Below are 19,406 nucleotides of genomic sequence, written 5' to 3'. Positions count from 1 at the left end.
CGCCGGTGGTTAGATCGACCCATGGCTGTCTACGCTCTCGGTGATCGCGCACCGACTCTCGGCACCGATGTCTACGTCCACCCCGACGCGACCGTGATCGGTGACGTCACCCTCGGTGACGGCGTCTCGGTCTGGCCCGGCGCGGTGCTGCGCGGCGACTACGGGACCATCACCGTCGGGGCACGCACCAACATCCAGGACGGCACCATCGTCCACTGCACGTTCAAGGACCCGACCGTGATCGGCGCGAATTGCGTGGTGGGGCACAACGCGCACATCGAGGGCGCGGTGATCGGCGACGACTGCCTGATCGCGTCCGGCTCGGTGGTGCTCAACGGTTCGACGATCGGCGCGGGCTCGGTGGTCGGCGCCGGCGCGGTGGTGCCGTACAACACGCGGATCCCGGCGCGGGCGATGGCGGTCGGGGTGCCGGCCAAGGTGCGCGAGGGCGTCGAGGTTCCCGAGGGGCACACCGCGGGCAACACCGAACTGTACTTCCAGAACGCGCAGTACTACGCGCGTGAGCTGCGGAGGCTCGACTGATGGCCGCGCCGCTCGCCGAACTGATCGATCCCGGCTGGGCCCGGGCTCTGGCCCCGGTGGAGGGGCGGATTGCCGAGATGGGGCAGTTCTTGCGCGCCGAGAACGCCGCCGGCCGCGGATACCTCCCGGCCGGGAAGAACGTGCTGCGCGCGTTCACTCAGCCGTTCGACGACGTCCGCGTGCTCATCGTCGGCCAGGACCCGTATCCGACGCCCGGCCACGCCGTCGGCCTCAGCTTCTCGGTGGCCCCGGACGTCTCGCCGATCCCCAAATCGCTGATCAACATCTACACCGAGTACTGCGACGACCTCGGGTACCCGCGGCCGTCGAACGGTGACCTCACCCCGTGGGCGCGGCAGGGCGTCCTGCTGCTCAACAGAGTGCTCACCGTCTCGCCGGGCGACGCGGCGTCGCATCGCGGGAAGGGCTGGGAGGAGGTGACCGAGTGCGCCATCGCGGCGCTCGCCGCGCGCGACGAGCCGCTGGTGGCGATCCTCTGGGGCAACGACGCGCGGCGCGCCGCGCAGTGGCTGCCGGATGTGCCGGTGATCGAGTCGGCGCACCCGTCGCCGCTGTCGGCGTCCCGCGGCTTCTTCGGTTCCCGGCCGTTCAGCCGCGCCAACGAGGATCTGCTCGACCTCGGCGCCGAGCCGGTCGACTGGCGCCTCCCGTAACCTGCGCGCCGGATTCCGTCCCGTCACCTGGAATCCGTTCGCCCACCCGGTCTATTGCGGGTGGGCGGACGGAAACCCGGTGGCTGGGCGGACTCGGGGTGGGTGGACGGAATCCGGCTGCTGTCGCAGGTTCAGCCGCGTGCGCCGGGGAAATCCGGCGCACGCTTGGCGACGAAGGCGTCCACGCCCTCCATGCCCTCCGCGGTCACCGAGAGGGCGGCGATCGACTCGGCTTCCGCGGCGAGCTGTTCGGCGAGGGTGTTCGACGCCGACGAGTACAGCAGATGCCGGATCGCGGTGTGCGCGCCCGACGGGCCCGCGGCGAGACCGGCGGCCACCTCGCGGGCGCGGCCCGCGACCTCGTCGTCGGACGCGGTGATCTCGCTGAGCAGGCCCAGCTGCACCGCGGCCGGCGCGTCGATCACCTCGTCGCGCAGCAGGATGGAGCGGGCCTTGCCGAGCCCGACGATCCGCGGCAGCAGCCACGACATGCCGCCGTCCGGGGAGAGACCGATCCCGGGGTATGCCGGACGCATTCGGGTGGCCGGGCCGCCGATCGCGAGGTCGGCGTGCAGCACGAGGCTCATCCCGGCGCCCGCGGCCCAGCCGGAGGCCGCGGCGACGACCGGCAGGCGCGTCGAGTACAGGGACGCGATGAGGGTGTGCAGGTCGTGCGCGAGGCCGCGGAGATATTCGCGGCGGTCGTCGGCGGCCGCGAAATAGGCCACGTTGCCGCCGGCGCAGAAATTCTTGCCCCGGCCGGTCAGCAGCACGGCGCGCGCCTTCAGGCTGCCGCGCATCACCTTCTGCAGGGCCTCGTTCCCGGCCAGCACGGCGCCGTGGTCCAGCGCGCTGCCCGCGGTGGAGAGGGATACCGCGATCTCCAGGACCCCGTCGTCGTGGAGAATGGTCAGATCATCGCTCATGGGCGCCAGCATAGCCACCGGCGGCGGGTGCCCGCGCCGTGAACCAGGGAGGACCCCGAATGACCTATCCGCAGAGCCCACAGCCGCCCGGTCCCGGGGGCGCGGTGCCGCCCGGCGACGGCCGTCACCGGGCGATGCTCGTCGTCGCCGGGGTGGTCGGGGCGGTGGTGCTGGCCCTGGTGATCGTGCTGATCGTGATGGCCGCGCTCGGCGCCGGGTTCTTCGCGTCCACGCGCGACGACTCCGCCGAGGCGTCCGGAACGGCGGGTGCCCCGGTCGCGTCGGCGGCTCCGGCATCGACGGTCTCCCCGGTAGGCGGGGCGCCGGTGTGTGTATTCAACGCGGGCACCCAACCGGGGCTCGCCGACTCGATGCGGCAGGTGTTGACCTCGGCCGGCTACACCGTCACCGAGACCGGGAACCTGGCAACGTCGTCGATCGCCGAGAACACCGTCTTCTACGTGCCGGAATCGGAACCCGAGGGCCGCGCCCTGGCCGGCCGGGTCGGGGCGGAGGCGATCGAGCGGCCGTCGTCCTTCACCCGGTGCCCGGGGCAGCTGGTGCTCGTGATGGTGCAGTCCTGATCCGGCTGTGGGAACCGAAAAACCCGAAATCGCCGCTCGGCACGAGGCCGGGCGGCGATTTCGGGGAATGCGAGTGCGCGGACTAGACCGAGGTGGTCTTGCCGGCCTTCAGGCACGACGTGCACACGTTCTTGCGCTTGCGGTTGCCCGGGGCGACCTCGACGCGAACCGACTGGATATTCGGGTTCCAGCGACGGTTGGTGCGACGGTGCGAGTGCGAAACCGACTTGCCGAAGCCGGGGCCCTTGCCGCAGATGTCACAAACGGCAGCCATGTCGAACTCCCTTGGTTGAAAATGATCGGTGGTCTTCACCGGTCGGGGGCGCAGTGAAGCGCCGCCACGACAGGCAACCCGACAAGACTAACCGGCGGGCCACCGGAACGACAAATCGCGGCGGGGACCGCGGAGCTGACCGGCCCCGTGTCGGTGCCGCCAAGTAATCTCTGACTCGGGCCGGCAGTCGCGGTCGGCGAGGAAGGGGGACGACGGTGCAGCGAATCGGTCACGGCGTGCCGCTGAGCCCGGGGCTGATCCGGGACTGGGCCGGCGCCTGCGCGGAGGGTCTGGAGACCCAGCGCGCCGAGATCAACGACCTCAACGTCTTCCCGATCCCGGACGCCGACACCGGCAGCAATATGGCGTTCACCATGGCCGGTGCGGTCGCCGCGCTGGACGACGCGCCCGGCGACGTCGACTTGACCACGCTCACCCGCACGCTCGCCGACGGTGCCGTCGCGAGTGCGCGGGGAAACTCGGGCATCATCTTGTCGCAGATCCTGGTGGGGCTGGCCGACGCCGCCGATCTGGCCGCCGCCGAGGACGACGCGCGCTTCACCCGGCTGGTGATGAACGGCTTGCGTCTGGCGTCGCTGTCGGCCCGCCGGGCGGTCAGCATCCCCCGCGAGGGCACCGTGCTGACCTTGCTGGCGGTGGCCGCCGACGTGGCCGCCCGCGAGGTCGAGGCGAGCCCGGCAGATCAGGTGCGGGCGGTGGCCGACGAGTGCGCGGTCGCGCTGGAAGCCACCACCGAGCAGATGATCGAGCTGGCGAACGCCGGCGTCGTCGACGCGGGCGCCCGCGGATTCCTGGTGATGCTCGACGCGATGGTGCTGGTCGTGACCGGGGTGGCCAATCGCCGCCGCTCCTACCGGGGGTCGATGACCGACACCGGGCACAGCGGCTCGGACTGCTCGGGTTCGGGCGACACCGACTTCGAGGTGATGTACCTGCTTACCGCCGCCGACGGGACGCGGATCGGCTCGCTGCGCGACGAACTGAACGATCTCGGCGACTCCGTGGTGATCGTCGGGGACAGCTCGGCCGGTGGCGAGCAGTTCTCGGTCCACGTGCACACCGACCTGCCGGGTGCGGCGGTGGAGGCCGGGCTGCGGATCGGCGAGGTTCGTGACATCCGGATCAGCTGCTTTCTGCTCGACGAGGTCCGCAGCCAGCCCGGCGCCACCGAGCCGCCGCCCCGGCACAAGCGCGCCGTGCTGGTCCTCGCCCGGGGCGACGGCGCCGAGGCGCTGTTCACCGACGCCGGGGCGATCGTCGTGCGCGCCGATCACGGCGTGCATCCGGCGACGGTCGCCGAAGCGATCCGGGCCGCCGACAGCGCGCACACCGTGGTGATGGGCAACGGCATGATCGCCTCGGCCGATCTGGTCTCGGTGGGCGCGGAGGCGCGGTCGGCCACCCGCTCGCTGGTCTTCATCCCGACGGCGTCGATGGTGCAGTGCCTGGCGGCGCTGGCCGTGCACGATCCCGGGGAGTCGCCCGATGTGGACGCCTTCGCCATGGCCGAAGCCTCCGGCGCGACGCGCTGGGGCTCGCTGCGCACCTCGACCGGCAAGATGATGACCCTCGCCGGGACCTGCGAGATCGGCGACACCCTCGGCCTGATCGGCTCGGACGTCCTGGTGATCGCACCCGAGCAGACCGGCGCCGCGACGGCCCTGGTCGACCTCATGCTGGCCACCGGCGGCGAACTGGTGACCGTGCTGGCCGGCCGCGAGTTCGGCGACGACGCCCGCGCGCGGCTCGTCGATCACGTGCACCACCAGTACCCGGGTATCGAGCTGACGATCTACGACGGCGGCCAGACCGACCAGCTGCTGCAGATCGGCGTCGAATAGCGCCATGGACCACGCCGGACTGACGCTCACCACCGAGCTGGCGCACACCGCGCTCGAGCCGAAGCTGGTCGGCAAGCTGGCCGACCTGGAACTGGTGACCGTCGGCGAACTGCTGCGCTACGCCCCGCGCCGGTATCTGGCCCGCGGCGACGTCTCCGATGAGGAGATGCCGGAGGAAGGCACCTGGATCAACATCGTCGGGAACGTCATGCGCGCCGAGAACATCCCGATGAAGCGTAAGCCGGGCAGCTTCCTCAAGGTCACCGTGAACGACGGCCGCCGCACCTACGAGGCCAGCTTCTTCAACGCCCGCTGGATGAAGAAGCGCCTGCTGCCGGGCATCCGGCTCGCGCTGGCCGGCACGGTGAAGTACTACCGCGGCCAGATCCAGCTGTCCCATCCGCAGTGGCTGATCCTGCCCGACACCCCCGACGAGAAGGTGGTCGGCACGACGATGCTCGCCGAGCTGGTGGCCGACGAGACCGAGCACGACCCGGATCACGTCGCGTCGCCCGAAGACCTCGCCCATTTCTCCCGCGACATCGTCCCGATGTACCCGGCCACCAAGGACATCCAGACCTGGGAGATCTGGCGCGCCGTGCGCCGGGTCCTCGCCGACCTGGGGCCGACGCCCGACGCGCTGACCGACCCGCAGCGGCTCGCACGCGGCCTGATCACCTCCGACGAGGCGATCCGCAAGATCCATCTGCCCGACTCGCAGGCCGATCTCGCGCTGGCCCGGCAGCGGCTCAAGTTCGACGAGGCCCTCGCCGTGCAGACCGCCCTCGCACAGAACCGGATCGCCGCCGGCACCGAGGCGGCGCACGCCTGTCCGCACGTGCCGGGCGGTCTGGAAGACCAGCTGCTCGCCATGCTGCCGTTCGAACTCACCGCGGGACAGCGGGAGGTGCTCGGCGAGATCGGCGACGACCTCGCCGCCCAGCATCCGATGAACCGCCTGCTGCAGGGCGAGGTCGGCTCAGGCAAGACGCTCGTCTCGCTGCTGGCGATGCTGCGCGTCGTCGACAACGGCCACCAGTGCGCGATCCTCGCCCCGACGGAAGTGCTCGCCGCACAGCATTACCGGACCGTGATGACGATGCTCGGCCCGCTGGCGCGCGGCGGCCAGCTGGGTGCGGCCGACGGCGCGACGCAGGTCGCGATGCTGACCGGGTCGCAGCGGACCGCCGAGCGCAAGCAGAATCTGCTCGACATCGTGACCGGGCAGGCCGGGATCGTGATCGGCACCCATGCGCTGCTGGAGGACAAGGTCGAGTTCTTCGACCTCGGGATGGTCGTGGTCGATGAACAGCACCGCTTCGGCGTCGAACAGCGCGACGTGCTGCGTGCCAAGGGCCGCGTGAACCGGCCGCACTTCCTGGTGATGACGGCGACGCCGATCCCGCGCACCGTCGCGATGATCACCTTCGGCGACCTGGAGACCTCCACGCTGAGCGAACTGCCGCGCGGCCGGCAGCCCATCGGCACCACCGTGGTCCCGATGGGGAAGCAGAACTGGATCGATCGCGTCTGGGAGCGGGCCGACGAGGAGATCGAGCAGGGCCGCCAGGTGTACGTGGTGTGCACGCGCATCGGCGACGAGAAGTCGAACGCCGAGGCCAAGGAGGTCTCGGTCCTCGATCAGTGGCAGGAATTGACCGAGTCGGGGCCGCTGGCGAAGCGCAGCGTCGACTATCTGCACGGCCGGATGCCGGCCGACGAGAAGAACGAGGTGATGGACCGGTTCACCCGCGGGGAACTGGACGTCCTGGTCTCCACCACGGTCATCGAGGTCGGCGTCGACGTGCCCAACGCGACGATGATGGTGATCGTCAACGCCGAACGCTTCGGCGTCAGCCAGCTCCACCAGCTGCGCGGCCGCGTCGGCCGTGGCCGCCACGCCGGGCTCTGCCTGCTGATGACCACCGCGGGGGAGGGGACCGGGGCGCTCGCGCGGCTGCGGGCCGTCGCCGGTTCCAACGACGGCTTCGAGCTGGCCCGCATCGACCTGGAGGCGCGGCGCGAGGGCGACGTGCTCGGGTCGGCCCAGTCCGGCGGCGTGTCGTCGCTGCATTTCCTGTCGTTGCTCGACGACGCCGACGTGATCTCCGACGCCCGGGAACTCGCGACCGAGATCGTCTCCGAAGACCTGTCGCTGGCCGAGCACCCGGCCCTCGCGGCGCTGGTCGACTCGATCCTGCTGCCGTCGAAACTGGGGTACCTGGAGAAGTCGTAGGTCCGAGCCCTGCGGCATGACGGTCGAGCGAAGTCGAGACCCCTCGCACCGGTCGAGCCTTCACCGCCGGCTGAGCCCTTCGACTCCGCTCAGGAACCACCGGTCGAGCCTCGTGCTGAGCATGCGTGGCGGAGCCTGCGACGACACGCGGTCGAAGTACCCGCCAGGGCGAGACCGAGTCGAAGCCACCCCGCAACCGCATGGAACCGGCAAGCCTCCCGCTGCGTCTAAGTCTCGTGAGAATCATGACGCTGCGCAGGGACATCGAACGACGGCTGGCGACTCGCCGTCACGTCCGCCACGACGGCCGGATCCGGCTGACCGGACGGCACTGGGCGTCGTTGACCGGATTCGCGGCGACCGCGGTCATCGTCGCCGCCGGGATCGGCTGGCACAGCGCGCCGGGGGCCGCCGTCGACCCGGTGCGCGTCCGGCTCGCGCGCGAGGCCCTCGCGACGCTGAGCGTGGTTCCGCGGCGTCCCCCGCACGACACGGCCTATCACCGCGAGGCGTTCGGCCCGGCCTGGACCGATGCCGCGGGCGTCCCGGGCGCGGGCAACGGCTGCGACACCCGCAACGACGTCCTCGCCCGCGACCTGGCGGTCGCGAAGTCGGTGGCCGCGCAGACCTGCCGGAGCGCGGTCGCCGCCGGCCGCTTCCGCAGCCCGTACACCGGCCGGGAGATCACCTTCGCGCGGGGCCGCGGCTCGGCGGCCGTGCAGATCGACCACATCGTGCCGCTGGCTTACGCCTGGGACATGGGTGCGGCGTCGTGGGAGCCGGCCCGGCGGGTGGCTCTCGCGAACGATCCGGCCAACCTGGTCGCCGTCGACGCGGCCAGCAACCAGGCCAAGTCCGATCTGGAACCCGGCCGCTGGATGCCGCCTCTGCGCGGCTTCGCCTGCCAGTACGCGATGCAGTTCGCGACGGTCTCCGCCGCCTACGACCTGCCCGTCGACGAACGCTCCCGCGACGTGCTCGCCGCGGCGCTGGGGAAGTGCTGAGCGTTCACCGCCCGGCGGTGTCGTCTCCGCGCGCCGGATCGTGGGGGTCGTTCGCGGGCGGTGCGGCGGGTGTCTGCGGCCCGTATCCGCCCGCGGGCGGGTACGGCGTCGGATATCCGGCCGGGTAGCCGCCCACCGACGGCGGGTATCCGCCGGGCAAGGGCTGCGCGGCCGTCCTGGCCCGGCCGGCGCCGACGATCCAGAGGATCACCCCGACGATCAGCAGCAGCGCGCCCAGTCCGCCGCCGAAGACGGCGAGCATCACTCCACCCGCACCGCTCAGGACCCCGCGCACCGAGACCGGAGGTGCGGCCACCACGTTCGCGCCGTGGCAGTCGATGTAGTAGACGCCGTCGGCCGTGGCCCGGTAGGCGGCGAACGACCCGATGCTGCCGCCCTCATAGGTGAGCGAGGTGTCCGGATCCGGGCGCGGTTCGACGGTGCCGGGATCGAACGAGCACGACGGCGCGGGCGCTGCCGTGTCCGACCGCGAATAGAGCACGATGACGTCCCCGCTCTCGGCCAGGTACGGGGTCGGTGCGCTCTGAATAGTCACCGCGCGGTCGGTCACGTCGGAGATCGTCGAGAACCCGCGCACCGCCAGGACCACGCCGACCGCCACGCAGATCACCGCGATCAGCAGTCCAGACCAGGTCAGCCACTTACCCGTCGTCTTCATGTCCCGATCGTCGCACGGACCGGCCCGGCCGGAAAGGCCTGACCGCCGCCGATCCGGTCTCGGCGAAAGTCGTCCCAACCGTGGAGTAGTAGCGGGTGGTCTCCGGAAGATCCGGCGGGCGACCTGGGCCGATGTGCTGTGCAGGTATGCATCACGAGAAGGTGACGTCACGGTACGGACAGACGGCCGGACGCACTCCTGGACGACGACGTGGACGGCGAAAGAGCGGGCCTGTCGGCAGCGTCTAACCTGGACCTCATGACCGAGACCACACAGGACGCCGCCGAGGTCACCGACATCGCGGCCGTCGTTCTCGAGCAGGCCCGGGCCGCCAAGAAGGCCTCGCGCACGCTCGGCACGCTCACCACCGCGGAGAAGAACGAGGTGCTCCTCGCCGCGGCCGAGGCCATCGACGCCGCGGCCGAGACCATCCTCGCGGCCAACGCCGAGGACGTCGCGCGCGCAGAGGCGGCAGGCACCGAGGACTCGCTGATCGACCGGCTGCGCCTGACGCCGGACCGCATCACCGGGATCACCGGCGGCCTGCGGCAGGTGGCGGCGCTGCCCGACCCGATCGGCGTGATCGTGCAGGGCAAGACGCTCCCGAACGGGCTCGAGCTGCGCCAGGTCCAGGTGCCGCTCGGCGTGGTCGGCTTCGTCTACGAGGCCCGGCCGAACGTCACGGTCGACGGCTTCGGGATCTCGTTCAAGGCGGGCAACGCGGTGCTGCTGCGCGGGTCGTCGTCCGCGGCCAGCTCCAACGCCGCGCTGGTCGAGGTGCTGCGCGGCGTGCTGTCCGACCACAAGGTGAACCCGGACGCGGTCGCACTGCTGCCCAGCCACGACCGGTCCAGCGTCACCGCGCTGATCCAGGCGCGCGGCCTGGTCGACGTGGTGATCCCGCGCGGCGGGGCCGGGCTGATCGCGACCGTCGTGGAGAACGCCAAGGTGCCGACCATCGAGACCGGTACCGGTAACTGCCACATCTACGTGCACTCGGCGGCCGACGTCGACACCGCGACGCGGCTGATCGTCAACGCCAAGACCCGCCGTCCCAGTGTGTGCAACACCGTCGAGACGGTGCTCATCGACCGCGCCATCGCCGGCGACGCGCTCACCCCGATCGTCGCGGCGCTGCAGTCGCAGGGCGTCACCATTCACGGCGAGGAGCCCGGCATGGTCCCGGCCACCGAGGACGACTGGCACGCCGAATACTTGTCGCTGGACCTCGCGCTGAAGGTGGTCGACGACCTCGACGCCGCCGTCGAGCACATCGACACCTACGGCACCGGGCACACCGAGGCCATCGTCACCGCCGATCAGGCCGCCGCCCGGGCGTTCACCTCGCGCGTCGACGCGGCCGCGGTGATGGTCAACGCGTCCACCGCGTTCACCGACGGCGAGCAGTTCGGATTCGGCGCCGAGATCGGCATCTCCACCCAGAAACTGCACGCCCGCGGGCCGATGGGACTACCCGAACTCACCTCGACCAAGTGGGTCGTCTGGGGCGACGGTCAGGTGCGTCCGGCATGACCGCGACCGTGCCCAGCGGTGTCGTGCCAAGCTTCACCGACACCCGCGACGTGGTCGCCAAGCTGCGCACCACCGGCTACCTGGCCGACGAGGCCACCGCCACCGCGACCTACCTCGCCGATCGTCTGGGCAAGCCGCTGCTGGTCGAGGGCCCGGCGGGCGTCGGCAAGACCGAGCTGGCCCGCGCCATCGCCGGTGCCACCGGAGCCGATCTCGTCCGCCTGCAGTGCTACGAGGGGATCGACGAGGCGCGCGCCCTCTACGAGTGGAATCACGCCAAACAGATCCTGGCGATCCAGGCCGCCGGGCAACGGGACTGGGACGCGACCAAGGACGACATCTTCTCCGAGGAGTTCCTGCTCGCCCGTCCGCTGCTCACCGCGATCTCCCGCACCGAGCCGACCGTCCTGCTGATCGACGAGATCGACAAGGCCGACGTCGACATGGAGGGTCTGCTGCTGGAGATCCTGTCCGATTTCGCGATCACCATTCCGGAGATGGGCACGGTGGCGGCGCAGCGCCGCCCGATCGTGCTGCTCACCTCCAACGCGAATCGGGAGCTGTCGGAAGCCCTCAAGCGGCGCTGCCTCTACCTCTACATCGACTTCCCGGACGCCGACCTGGAACGCGAGATCCTCGCCTCCCGGGTGCCGGACCTGCCGGAGAATCTGGCCGCCGAGGTCGTCCGGATCGTCGGGGTGCTGCGCGAGCTGGACATTCGCAAGAAGCCGTCGGTCGCCGAGACCATCGACTGGGGCAACACACTGCTGGCGATGGTCGCCGGCACCGAGGTCGCCGAGCACGACGGCCGGGTGTCGAACTCGATGCTCAAGCGCACGCTGGGCGTCGTGCTCAAGCACCGGGCCGACGTGCTGACCGCCGTCCGCGAGCTGAAGCTGGACTGACGTGCCCGCCTCGTCGCCGCCCGCCCCGGAGTCTGAGCCGCCGACGCCGCGCCCCGAGCCGCCGAAGCCGCGCCCTGAGCCGCTGACGCCGCGCCCTGAGCGCGTCGAAGGGTCCACCACGACACTGGTCGACACCCTCACCGGATTCGTGGAGGACCTGCGCGGCCGGGGAATCGTGGTGGGACCGTCGAACCTGATCGACGCCGGCCAGGCGATGGAGGTCCTCGACCTCCTCGACCGGGAGAGTCTGCGTGAAGGCCTCGCGGCGACGCTGCTGTCCGACCACCTGCACCGCGACACCTTCGACCTGTGCTTCGAGTTGTGGTTTCCGCTCGGGCACACCGCCCGGGCCGGCGCGATCGAGGTACCGCTCGACGACGCGGGTCAGGTGGACGTCGACGCGATGCGGGAGCTGACCGCCGAGGTGCTCGCCGACGACGACGCGATGACCGACGGGCGGTTCGACCAGTTGGTGGCGCTCGTCGTCGACCAGCTCGGCCGGTACGAGTCGGCGCGCGGCGAGAGTTTCTCGGTGTATCAGGCGATGTCGGCGATCTCGCCGCAGACGCTGATCGCCCAGATCGCGGCCGCGATGGCCGCCGGGATCCCGCGCGAGGAAGGCCGCCGGGCCGGCGACGATGCCCTCAACCGGCGCGCCGCGCGCGGCGCCACCCAGCGCTTCCGGGCCGCTGTGGAGACCGAGGTGCAGCGCCGGATGTCGGCCCTGCGCGGCCGCGACGAGGTGGCCGCCTACGCCGTCCCCAAGCTGCCCGAACAGATCGACTTCTTCTCGGCCAACCCGCAGGACATGGCCAAGCTGCGCCGCACCATCGATCCGATCGCGCGGCTGCTGGCGTCGAAGCTGGAATTCCGGCGCCGCCGCAACCACCGCGGCGCCGTGGACATCCGGTCCACGCTGCGGGCGTCGATGTCGACCGGCGGGGTGCCCATCGAGCTGCGGCACCGGAAACCGCGCCCGGGCAAACCCGAGCTGGTGGTGATCTGCGACGTATCGGGGTCGGTCTCCGGCTTCAGTTCGTTCACGCTGCAACTGGTGTACGCGCTGCGTCAGCAGTTCTCCAACGTCCGGGTCTTCGCGTTCATCGACACCGTCGACGAGGTGACCGACTACTTCGACCGCTCACACGCGGACGACCAGTTCGGTGAGCGCATGGCGACGATGCTCACGCAGGCCCGGATCAGCACCCGCGACGGACACTCCGATTACGGTCACATGCTGCGCGGATTCGCCGAGAACTACCTCGACTCGCTCACCCATCGCGGGGCGCTGCTGATCCTCGGCGACGCCCGCAACAACTACGCGCTCTCCTCCGTCGACGCGCTGGAACGGCTGCGCGATCGGGTGCGCAACGCGTACTGGCTGAACCCGGAACGCCGGGAACTGTGGGACACCGGAGACTCGATCGCGGGCAAGTACGGGGAGGCGATCGACATGTTCGAGTGCCGCAACGCCGAGCAGCTCGCCCAGGTGATCGCCAACCTGCTGCCGGTGTGACCGGCACTCGATGCGTAAAGTCCAGTGACATGTCCGACCACCCGCACACGCCGCGCCGCATCGGCGTCATGGGTGGCACCTTCGACCCGATCCACAACGGCCACCTGGTAGCCGGCAGCGAGGTGGCGCATCGGTTCGGCCTGGACGGAGTGATCTTCGTCCCGACCGGGCGGCCCTGGCAGAAGGAAGGCCACGAGGGGCTGGCCTCGCGCCGGGTCACCGCCGCCGAACACCGCTATCTGATGACGGTGATCGCGACCGCGTCGAACCCGCACTTCACCGTCAGCCGCGTGGACATCGACCGCGACGGCTTCACCTACACCGTCGACACCCTCCGCGACCTGCGCCGCGAGTACCCGGACGACGAACTGTTCTTCATCACCGGTGCCGATGCGCTGGAAACCATCCTGACCTGGCAGAATTGGGAAGAAGCGTTCGAGCTGGCGAACTTCATCGGGGTGTCCCGCCCGGGATACGCTCTCGACGCCACCCACCTGGCCGAACACCTGGCGACCAAATCGCCGCACGCACTGCAGATGATGGAGATTCCCGCCCTGGCGATCTCCTCGACGGACTGCCGCAGGCGCGCCGCGGACGGTCGCCCGGTCTGGTATCTGGTACCCGACGGAGTGGTCCAGTACATCAGCAAACACGGCCTGTACCGAAAGGAAACCACGTGACCGCCACCGCAGAAGCGCGCGAACTCGCGGCCATCGCCGCCCGTGCGGCCGCGGCCCGCAAGGCCGAGAACGTCGTCGTCATCGACGTCTCCGAACCGCTGGTCATCACCGACCTGTTCGTGATCGCGTCGGCCGACAACGAGCGTCTGGTCAACGCGATCACCGAGGAGATCGAAGATCGCGTGCGCGAGGCCGGCCATCAGCCGCTGCGCCGCGAGGGCACCCGCGACGGACGCTGGGCGCTGATCGACTACGGCGACGTCGTCGTGCACGTGCAGCACGATGACGAGCGTGACTTCTACGGCCTCGAGCGCCTGTGGAGCGACTGCCCGATCGTCGAGATCGACGGGCTCGACGAGGCCGCGGCGTCCGCCGACGGCGCCGGGGCATGACCTTCGAACCAGACCAGGGCGACACCAGCGTCGAACGGCTCACGCCGATCGTGCGGCGGCTGGTGCTGCTGCGCCACGGACAGACCGAGTACAACGCCGCCCGCCGTATGCAGGGCCACTTGGACACCGACCTGACCGAGCTGGGAGTCGTGCAGGCGCGGACCGCCGCGGCCGAGCTCGCGTCCCGGTCGCCCCGGGTGATCCGTTCGTCGGATCTGCGCCGCGCGCACGACACCGCCCTCGCACTCGGGGCGGCCACCGGGCTGCCGGTGACCACCGACCGCCGGTTGCGCGAAACGCATCTCGGTGACTGGCAGGGGCTGACCCATGCCGAGGTCGACGCGTCGATGCCCGGTGCGCGGCGGATCTGGCGTGACGACGCCACCTGGACCCCGCCCGGCGGTGAGAGCCGGGTCGAGGTGGCGGCGCGCTCGGTCCCGGTGGTCACCGAGCTGCTGGCCGAACTCGACGGCTGGGGCCAGGGCGAGAACGCCGAGGCGCCGGTGATCCTGGTGGCGCACGGCGGGGTGATCGCGGCGATGACCGCGGGACTGCTCGGGCTGCCGGTCGCGAATTGGCCGATCCTCGGTGGCCTGGCCAACACCAGCTGGGTGCAGCTGTCCGGGCACAGCCTGCCCGGCGAGGAACCGACCTGGCGGCTGGACGTGTGGAACGCCACCGCGCAGCCGAGCGGCACCGGGGTCCAGTAGTGGCTCCGGTGGCGTCGACGGCGGGGGAGCCCGGGACGATCCTGGTGCTCGCCGACTCGCTGTCGTTCTACGGGCCCGGCGGGGGACTGGCCGCCGACGACGGGCGCATCTGGCCCAACCTGGTCGGCGCCGACACCGGCCGCGACGTGGAACTGTTCGCGCGCATCGGGTGGACCAGCCGCGACATCTGGTGGGCCATCACCCAGGATCCCCGAGTGTGGGCCGCGCTGCCCAAGGCCGACGTCGTGGTGCTCGCCTTCGGCGGTATGGATTCGTTGCCGTCTCCGCTGCCGACCGCGCTGCGGGAACAGATCCGCTATGTGCGCCCGGCGGCCCTGCGCCAGAAGGTGCGCGACGCCTACGGCTGGGTGCAGCCGCGACTGTCCTGGGCGGGCTGGCCGATGGCCCTGCCGCCGCGGGTGACCGTCGACTACTACGAGAAGATCCGCGGGGCGATCGTCCACCTGCGGCCCGGGCTGCCGATCCTGGTCGCGCTGCCGCCCACCCACGCCAGCCCGTACTACGGTCACGCCCACCCCGGCCGGGTGCCGACCAGTGCGGCGATCGCGGGCTGGGCCGCCGAGCACCGTCTGCCGACGGTCGACTTCTATCCGGTGACCGCCGCCGACTTCACCGACTCGCCCGGGGAGATGAACCCCGACGGGATCCACTGGGGCCTGCACACGCACCGGGCGATCGCCGCCCTGGTCGCCCCCGCCGTCACGGACCTCCTCACCGGACCGGCCGAGTCTCCATAGCGGCCACTACCTCCCAACGGTCTTCTCCCCGTTACGGTCGACTTCCCGCGGGGCTCACCACGGTGGTCGAGCGGAGTCGAGACCTTGGCCCTTAGGACGGGATCTCAGGCTAGTCTGCTGCGCGGTGGCTGTTGTACGACCGCGCGACAGCAGGGTGTCAGCCGAGGCGTGCGCGCCGGACGCGGATCGCCGCCACGATCTTCTCGACACAACCGATCGGATCCATGGTGATCTGGCGCCACGTGAACGGAAGCACCAGCCACCCCGCCGCGGCGAGGGCCGCGGCCTTGGCCGCATCGGACTCGAATCGATCGTGGTCGCGGTGGTAGGCCCAGCCGCTGATCTCTACCGCCACCCCTCGGCGGGCGAGGCGAAATCGATCCGCCGGCGTCCGAACGGGAGTTGCTGCACCCAACCGCCGATCTTCTCGGTACGCAACCGCTTCACGAACACGCGCTCGCTCTCGGCTTCGCTGTCACACGAGGCGGCTTCCAGATACGGCAGCGCGGCCCGGATCCCGGGCCGGCGTCAATTGCGCTCGAACGCGCGCTGCACGGCCTCGACGGTGACCTGGCCGGTGTGCAGCGCGCGGTCGAAGAACGCCTGGGGATCGTCGAGAAGGGCCACCGCCAGCAAGAACCGTGAGCGGGCGGTGGGTCACCCGGATCCCGCGCAGCGTCTCGACGTCCTCGGGCGCAAGCTCCCGGCGGACGAGGTCGGTGGCGAAGGCGCCGAGCTCCGGCCGGTCACGGTGGGCGGCGCGGACAGCGTGATCGCGGCGGGAAGGTCGTCGAGCATCCCGTGCCAGAACGCCGCGGCGGTGTGGTCGGCGCCGGCGCGGTGAACGGCGACCGCGGCGCGGAGCCTGGCCGCGCCGGTGAGATCGTGCGTGCCGCAGAGGTAGACCCCGGGAGTGAGCCGGCGCCGGGCGCCGCTGTCGATCCTGGTGTGGATCGCCGCTCGGGTCATCCCGAGTTCGACGGCTTCGGTATGCGTGATGATCCCGTCGTGGTCGGCGATCCGGCGAGCGACCCGCGTCGCGACGATGTGCCGGTCCGCACGCCGGTCCGCACGCCGGGTCGCGCGATCGGTGCTCGCCGGATCGACTGTCGGTGCTCCGGCCGAAAGCGGTGGTCCCATGCCTGTTTAGACGCGCCGCCGGTGCATCCGGTTCCATTCCGGTCGCCGTCTGCTGTCCCGTGGCGGCTGGGCGACCACCGGACAGCAAACGAGCCCGGCGATACCGGCAATCCGAACCGGGGGCCGGGCCCCGGGGTGGTGCGGCTAAGTTGTAGGAATGTCTGTCATCGTCGTCACCGATTCGTCTTCGCGGTTGCCCGCGTCACTGGCGGACCGCTACGGCATCCGGCAGGCGCCGCTGCACGTGTACATGCCGGACGGCACCGAGTACCTGGAGGGTGTCGACCGGATTCCCCGGAGCGTGGTGTCCACCTCCGGGGTGACGACCTCCGGCGCCAACCCGCAGGATCTCACGGAGCTGTACCGGGAGGCCCTGGAGCGCAGCGACGGCGACGGGGTCGTGGCCGTCCACATGTCCCGGAGGCTCTCGGGTACCTGGGCGGCGGCCCGGCTGGTAGCTGAGGAACTCGGCAGCGAGCTGCGCGTGGTCGATTCGCGCGCGGCGGGAGTCTCGGTGGGTTTGACGACGCTGGCGGCCGCCCAGACCGCGGCGGCCGGCGGCGATCGGGACGAGGTCTACGAGGCGGCCGTCCGTGCCGCGGCGACCGCTGAATCGCTGATGTGCGTGCAGACCCTGGAGAACTTGCGGCACAGCGGCCGTATCAGCGCCGCGAGCCACCTTCTCGGGTCCGCACTGTCGATCAAACCGATCCTGAACATGGCCGACGGCGTCCTCACGCTGAAGGAACGGCAGCGCACGATGACCAAGGCGATCGCCGCCATGATCGACGACGTCGTCGAGCTGGTCGGTGACGACGAGGTGACCGTCGCGGTCCAGCACTGCCAGGCACCCGAACTCGCCGTCGAGGTCCAGGAGAAGGTGGTGGCGCGGCTGCCGCACGTGACGTCGTCGCTGGTTGTGGAGCTCGGCATGGTCCTCGGTGTTCACGTCGGCATGGGCGCGGTAGGCATATCCATCGGCCGGGGTCTAGACCCCCTCGACTGAACCTGTGGATACCGCCCGGTATCCACAGGCCGGCGTCCGGGGGTCTGTCGCCGTGGCGGGCCGGTGCCTAGCGTCGGCCTATGGCCAGGAGAACGAACAGCCCCAGCGGTGGACTGGACCGCGTGCTGCCCGCGCGATCAGCCGCCCGACCGCCGCGCCGGAGTCTCGACGACGAGCCACCCGCGCGACGGGCCGCCGGGAGTCTCGATCCAGAGGAGTGGGGCGCCACCGCGATGCCGAGCTGGCTCGATACCGCGGCCGGCCGCCGCGCCTGGGCCGGGCGTCGTGCGCGAGAGGACTCCACCGGACAGCCGGATTCCGATGCCGGAGGCGAGGACGGGTTCGAGGACGACGATTGGGCCGAGGCGGAGGACGAGGCGTCGCCCCGGAGGACGGGGTTCGGGCACTGGGACGAGGTGCTGGATCCGGCGGTCGACGGCGGGGACGATCGGCGCGACTCCTATCGGATGGGCGGGGACCGGGACGACGACCCGGACGACGATGATCCGGATCACGACCCGGACGACGATTGGGCGCGCCCGGCGCGGCGATTGACCATGCTGCCGCCCGCCGCGATCGCGCTGATCGGGGTGGGGGTGATCGCCTGCGTCGTCGCCGGTTTCGCGCTCTTCCGCGACAGCGAACCGGCGACGCCGCTGGTGAACTTCCCCGCATCGGCGGGACCGTCGTCCGGCGTTCCGGCGAGTGGTGGGGCCGAGCCGACCGGTGACGCCGCGGAGATCGTGGTCAGTGTGGCCGGACTGGTGAACCGGCCCGGCCTGGTCACGCTGCCGAAGGACGCGCGGGTGGCGCAAGCCCTCGATCGGGCCGGCGGTATCCGGGAGCGGGCGGATGTGCTGAGTCTGAATCTCGCGCAGATCCTGCACGACGGCGACCAGGTCCTCGTGGGCACCCGCGAGGACGGACCGGAGTCGGTGCGCAGTGCAGTCGTGTCCTCCGGTGCGGGCGGCGGCTCGGGCGCCGGTGTCGATGCCGGTGGCGGCGGGCCGGGCGGGACCGCCGGCGGCAAGGTGAATCTCAACACGGCGACCGCGACCGAACTCGACGCGCTGCCCGGCGTCGGGCCGGTCACCGCGCAGGCGATCATCGCCTGGCGGGAGCAGCACGGCCGGTTCGCCTCGGTGGAACAGCTCGGCGAGGTCGACGGGATCGGCTCGGCGCGGCTCGCCAAGCTGCGCGACGCCGTCACGGTCGGTTAGGGGCCGGCGATGGGCGTGGATCTGCGGCTGGCCGGCCCGGCGGCCGCATGCTGGGCCGTGGTGGCCGTCGCTCTCTGCGTTCCTCTCGCCGTCACCTTCTGGCTGGTGGGCGCGCTGGCTGTGCTCGGTCTGACGATTTGGATCACCTTGCGGCACAGCCGAACCGGTGTGGCGGTGACCGTCGCGGGAATCTGCGGACTCGCGGCGGCCGCGGCGACGGTCTGCGCACTGCGCATCGGGATCGCCGAGAGCGCGCCGATCCACCGGGACGGTGGCAAACCTGTCGTCACCCTGCAAGTGACCGGTGACCCGATGATCGGCGCCCAGCAGTCGTTCGCCCGATTGCCGGTGCGCGTGCTGACGGTCAACCGCGTGCGCACCCGGCCGGTCGACGCTCAACTGCTGCTCCGTACCGGACAGCTTCCGGAGACTGTTCCCGGACAACGACTCTCCGTCCGTGTCCGGGCCAAACCGCCACCCGGCCGGGCGGCCGATCGCCTGCTGGCGGCGCACCTCACGGCACTCGGCGAGCCCGAGGTGATCGGCCGCGCACCGATCTGGCAGCGGTGGGCGGGCACGGTCCGGGAGAGGCTCGCGGCGACGGCGGCCCGGGCCCTGCCGCCACGGGCGGCCGGCCTGTTCCCCGGCCTGGTGCTGGGTGACACCGGCGACCTCGATCCGGAGCTGCGGGAGAACTTCCGGGCGGCCGGTCTCACGCATCTGATCGCTGTCAGCGGGGAGAACAAACGATAGCAAGAGTATTG

21 protein-coding genes are annotated in these 19,406 nt (G+C 71.1%); 16 read left to right on the top strand and 5 right to left on the bottom strand.

The genetic code is table 11. The annotated features are described in order from the left end of the window. Nucleotides 1–21: 21 nt before the first annotated feature. Both MYK68_RS14285 and MYK68_RS14280 read left to right on the top strand, forming a co-directional pair. Nucleotides 22–543, top strand: coding sequence for a gamma carbonic anhydrase family protein (locus MYK68_RS14285; RefSeq protein ID WP_247864345.1), 522 nt, complete (start codon nt 22–24; stop codon nt 541–543). Beyond that, complete coding sequence (locus MYK68_RS14280) at nt 543–1,217, top strand: uracil-DNA glycosylase (protein WP_247864344.1); 675 nt, start codon at nt 543–545, stop codon at nt 1,215–1,217. Before MYK68_RS14285 ends, MYK68_RS14280 begins: the two co-directional genes overlap by 1 nt. A gap of 131 nt (nt 1,218–1,348) precedes the next feature. Here MYK68_RS14280 and MYK68_RS14275 read toward each other — a convergent pair whose 3' ends face one another. After that, nucleotides 1,349–2,143 (bottom strand): enoyl-CoA hydratase/isomerase family protein, encoded by a 795-nt coding sequence (locus tag MYK68_RS14275; RefSeq protein WP_247864343.1) that lies wholly within the window; start codon nt 2,141–2,143, stop codon nt 1,349–1,351. Between the two features lie 59 nt (nt 2,144–2,202). On the opposite strand from MYK68_RS14275, the gene MYK68_RS14270 reads away from it, so the two are divergent. Next, nucleotides 2,203–2,727, top strand: a complete 525-nt coding sequence (locus MYK68_RS14270; protein ID WP_247864342.1) for a LytR C-terminal domain-containing protein — start codon at nt 2,203–2,205, stop codon at nt 2,725–2,727. Between the two features lie 82 nt (nt 2,728–2,809). Here the strand turns inward: MYK68_RS14270 and rpmB are convergent, their stop codons facing one another. Further along, nucleotides 2,810–3,001, bottom strand: coding sequence for a 50S ribosomal protein L28 (gene rpmB / locus MYK68_RS14265; protein WP_247864341.1), 192 nt, complete (start codon nt 2,999–3,001; stop codon nt 2,810–2,812). Between the two features lie 215 nt (nt 3,002–3,216). On the opposite strand from rpmB, the gene MYK68_RS14260 reads away from it, so the two are divergent. From MYK68_RS14260 to MYK68_RS14250, 3 genes are all read left to right on the top strand, one after another. Beyond that, nucleotides 3,217–4,863 (top strand): DAK2 domain-containing protein, encoded by a 1,647-nt coding sequence (locus tag MYK68_RS14260; protein ID WP_247864340.1) that lies wholly within the window; start codon nt 3,217–3,219, stop codon nt 4,861–4,863. A gap of 4 nt (nt 4,864–4,867) precedes the next feature. Then, nucleotides 4,868–7,099, top strand: coding sequence for an ATP-dependent DNA helicase RecG (locus MYK68_RS14255; protein WP_247864339.1), 2,232 nt, complete (start codon nt 4,868–4,870; stop codon nt 7,097–7,099). 245 nt (nt 7,100–7,344) lie between these two features. Continuing rightward, nucleotides 7,345–8,103, top strand: coding sequence for an HNH endonuclease family protein (locus tag MYK68_RS14250; RefSeq protein ID WP_247864338.1), 759 nt, complete (start codon nt 7,345–7,347; stop codon nt 8,101–8,103). A gap of 4 nt (nt 8,104–8,107) precedes the next feature. Here MYK68_RS14250 and MYK68_RS14245 read toward each other — a convergent pair whose 3' ends face one another. Beyond that, entirely contained in the window at nt 8,108–8,782 is a 675-nt protein-coding gene (locus tag MYK68_RS14245) for a hypothetical protein (RefSeq protein ID WP_247864337.1), read from the bottom strand. A gap of 258 nt (nt 8,783–9,040) precedes the next feature. Between MYK68_RS14245 and MYK68_RS14240 the strand changes: the two genes are divergently transcribed. The 7 genes from MYK68_RS14240 to octT all read left to right on the top strand — a co-directional run bounded on the left by MYK68_RS14240 (nt 9,041) and on the right by octT (nt 15,276). Beyond that, nucleotides 9,041–10,315 (top strand): glutamate-5-semialdehyde dehydrogenase, encoded by a 1,275-nt coding sequence (locus MYK68_RS14240; protein WP_247864336.1) that lies wholly within the window; start codon nt 9,041–9,043, stop codon nt 10,313–10,315. Further along, nucleotides 10,312–11,220, top strand: coding sequence for an AAA family ATPase (locus MYK68_RS14235; protein WP_247864335.1), 909 nt, complete (start codon nt 10,312–10,314; stop codon nt 11,218–11,220). Before MYK68_RS14240 ends, MYK68_RS14235 begins: the two co-directional genes overlap by 4 nt. An 82-nt stretch (nt 11,221–11,302) precedes the next feature. Then, nucleotides 11,303–12,736: a VWA domain-containing protein gene (locus MYK68_RS14230; protein ID WP_247868063.1), complete on the top strand. Its 1,434-nt coding sequence runs from the start codon at nt 11,303–11,305 to the stop codon at nt 12,734–12,736. 29 nt (nt 12,737–12,765) lie between these two features. Then, nucleotides 12,766–13,416: a nicotinate-nucleotide adenylyltransferase gene (nadD, locus tag MYK68_RS14225; RefSeq protein WP_247864334.1), complete on the top strand. Its 651-nt coding sequence runs from the start codon at nt 12,766–12,768 to the stop codon at nt 13,414–13,416. Beyond that, nucleotides 13,413–13,808, top strand: coding sequence for a ribosome silencing factor (gene rsfS / locus MYK68_RS14220; RefSeq protein WP_247864333.1), 396 nt, complete (start codon nt 13,413–13,415; stop codon nt 13,806–13,808). The genes nadD and rsfS overlap by 4 nt, the downstream gene beginning before the upstream one ends. Then, nucleotides 13,805–14,518 (top strand): histidine phosphatase family protein, encoded by a 714-nt coding sequence (locus MYK68_RS14215; protein WP_247864332.1) that lies wholly within the window; start codon nt 13,805–13,807, stop codon nt 14,516–14,518. The genes rsfS and MYK68_RS14215 overlap by 4 nt, the downstream gene beginning before the upstream one ends. After that, on the top strand, nt 14,518–15,276 hold the full coding sequence (gene octT / locus MYK68_RS14210) for a diglucosylglycerate octanoyltransferase (RefSeq protein WP_247864331.1): 759 nt from the start codon (nt 14,518–14,520) through the stop codon (nt 15,274–15,276). The genes MYK68_RS14215 and octT overlap by 1 nt, the downstream gene beginning before the upstream one ends. A gap of 157 nt (nt 15,277–15,433) precedes the next feature. Here the strand turns inward: octT and MYK68_RS14205 are convergent, their stop codons facing one another. Together MYK68_RS14205 and MYK68_RS14200 are read right to left on the bottom strand one after the other, a co-directional pair. Continuing rightward, nucleotides 15,434–15,631, bottom strand: coding sequence for a DUF559 domain-containing protein (locus tag MYK68_RS14205; protein ID WP_247864330.1), 198 nt, complete (start codon nt 15,629–15,631; stop codon nt 15,434–15,436). A 302-nt stretch (nt 15,632–15,933) separates the two neighbouring features. Continuing rightward, entirely contained in the window at nt 15,934–16,416 is a 483-nt protein-coding gene (locus tag MYK68_RS14200; RefSeq protein ID WP_247864329.1) for a type IV toxin-antitoxin system AbiEi family antitoxin domain-containing protein, read from the bottom strand. A gap of 157 nt (nt 16,417–16,573) precedes the next feature. Here MYK68_RS14200 and MYK68_RS14195 point away from each other — a divergent pair, with 157 nt between their 5' ends. The 3 genes from MYK68_RS14195 to MYK68_RS14185 all read left to right on the top strand — a co-directional run bounded on the left by MYK68_RS14195 (nt 16,574) and on the right by MYK68_RS14185 (nt 19,395). After that, nucleotides 16,574–17,422, top strand: a complete 849-nt coding sequence (locus MYK68_RS14195) for a DegV family protein (RefSeq protein ID WP_247864328.1) — start codon at nt 16,574–16,576, stop codon at nt 17,420–17,422. An 80-nt stretch (nt 17,423–17,502) separates the two neighbouring features. Then, the gene (locus MYK68_RS14190) at nt 17,503–18,642 is read left to right on the top strand and encodes a helix-hairpin-helix domain-containing protein (protein WP_247864327.1); all 1,140 of its coding nucleotides are present in this window, start codon (nt 17,503–17,505) and stop codon (nt 18,640–18,642) included. Nucleotides 18,643–18,651: 9 nt separating this feature from the next. After that, complete coding sequence (locus MYK68_RS14185) at nt 18,652–19,395, top strand: ComEC/Rec2 family competence protein (protein ID WP_247864326.1); 744 nt, start codon at nt 18,652–18,654, stop codon at nt 19,393–19,395. The last annotated feature ends 11 nt before the right edge of the window (nt 19,396–19,406 follow it).

It is taken from the genome of Gordonia sp. PP30 (assembly GCF_023100845.1).
In the GTDB taxonomy this organism is placed as follows: domain Bacteria; phylum Actinomycetota; class Actinomycetes; order Mycobacteriales; family Mycobacteriaceae; genus Gordonia.
This window is presented reverse-complemented; position numbering and strand designations above follow the sequence as displayed.

Excerpts from the sequence above, each read along its gene's own strand:
- MYK68_RS14285 (WP_247864345.1), top strand. The coding sequence starts at position 22 with ATGGCTGTCTACGCTCTCGGTGATCGCGCACCGACTCTCGGCACCGAT.
- MYK68_RS14280 (WP_247864344.1), top strand. The coding sequence starts at position 543 with ATGGCCGCGCCGCTCGCCGAACTGATCGATCCCGGCTGGGCCCGGGCT.
- MYK68_RS14275 (WP_247864343.1), bottom strand. The coding sequence starts at position 2,143 with ATGAGCGATGATCTGACCATTCTCCACGACGACGGGGTCCTGGAGATC.
- MYK68_RS14270 (WP_247864342.1), top strand. The coding sequence starts at position 2,203 with ATGACCTATCCGCAGAGCCCACAGCCGCCCGGTCCCGGGGGCGCGGTG.
- rpmB (WP_247864341.1), bottom strand. The coding sequence starts at position 3,001 with ATGGCTGCCGTTTGTGACATCTGCGGCAAGGGCCCCGGCTTCGGCAAG.
- MYK68_RS14255 (WP_247864339.1), top strand. The coding sequence starts at position 4,868 with ATGGACCACGCCGGACTGACGCTCACCACCGAGCTGGCGCACACCGCG.
- MYK68_RS14250 (WP_247864338.1), top strand. The coding sequence starts at position 7,345 with ATGACGCTGCGCAGGGACATCGAACGACGGCTGGCGACTCGCCGTCAC.
- MYK68_RS14245 (WP_247864337.1), bottom strand. The coding sequence starts at position 8,782 with ATGAAGACGACGGGTAAGTGGCTGACCTGGTCTGGACTGCTGATCGCG.
- MYK68_RS14240 (WP_247864336.1), top strand. The coding sequence starts at position 9,041 with ATGACCGAGACCACACAGGACGCCGCCGAGGTCACCGACATCGCGGCC.
- MYK68_RS14235 (WP_247864335.1), top strand. The coding sequence starts at position 10,312 with ATGACCGCGACCGTGCCCAGCGGTGTCGTGCCAAGCTTCACCGACACC.
- nadD (WP_247864334.1), top strand. The coding sequence starts at position 12,766 with ATGTCCGACCACCCGCACACGCCGCGCCGCATCGGCGTCATGGGTGGC.
- MYK68_RS14215 (WP_247864332.1), top strand. The coding sequence starts at position 13,805 with ATGACCTTCGAACCAGACCAGGGCGACACCAGCGTCGAACGGCTCACG.
- MYK68_RS14200 (WP_247864329.1), bottom strand. The coding sequence starts at position 16,416 with ATGGGACCACCGCTTTCGGCCGGAGCACCGACAGTCGATCCGGCGAGC.
- MYK68_RS14195 (WP_247864328.1), top strand. The coding sequence starts at position 16,574 with ATGTCTGTCATCGTCGTCACCGATTCGTCTTCGCGGTTGCCCGCGTCA.
- MYK68_RS14190 (WP_247864327.1), top strand. The coding sequence starts at position 17,503 with ATGGCCAGGAGAACGAACAGCCCCAGCGGTGGACTGGACCGCGTGCTG.
- MYK68_RS14185 (WP_247864326.1), top strand. The coding sequence starts at position 18,652 with ATGGGCGTGGATCTGCGGCTGGCCGGCCCGGCGGCCGCATGCTGGGCC.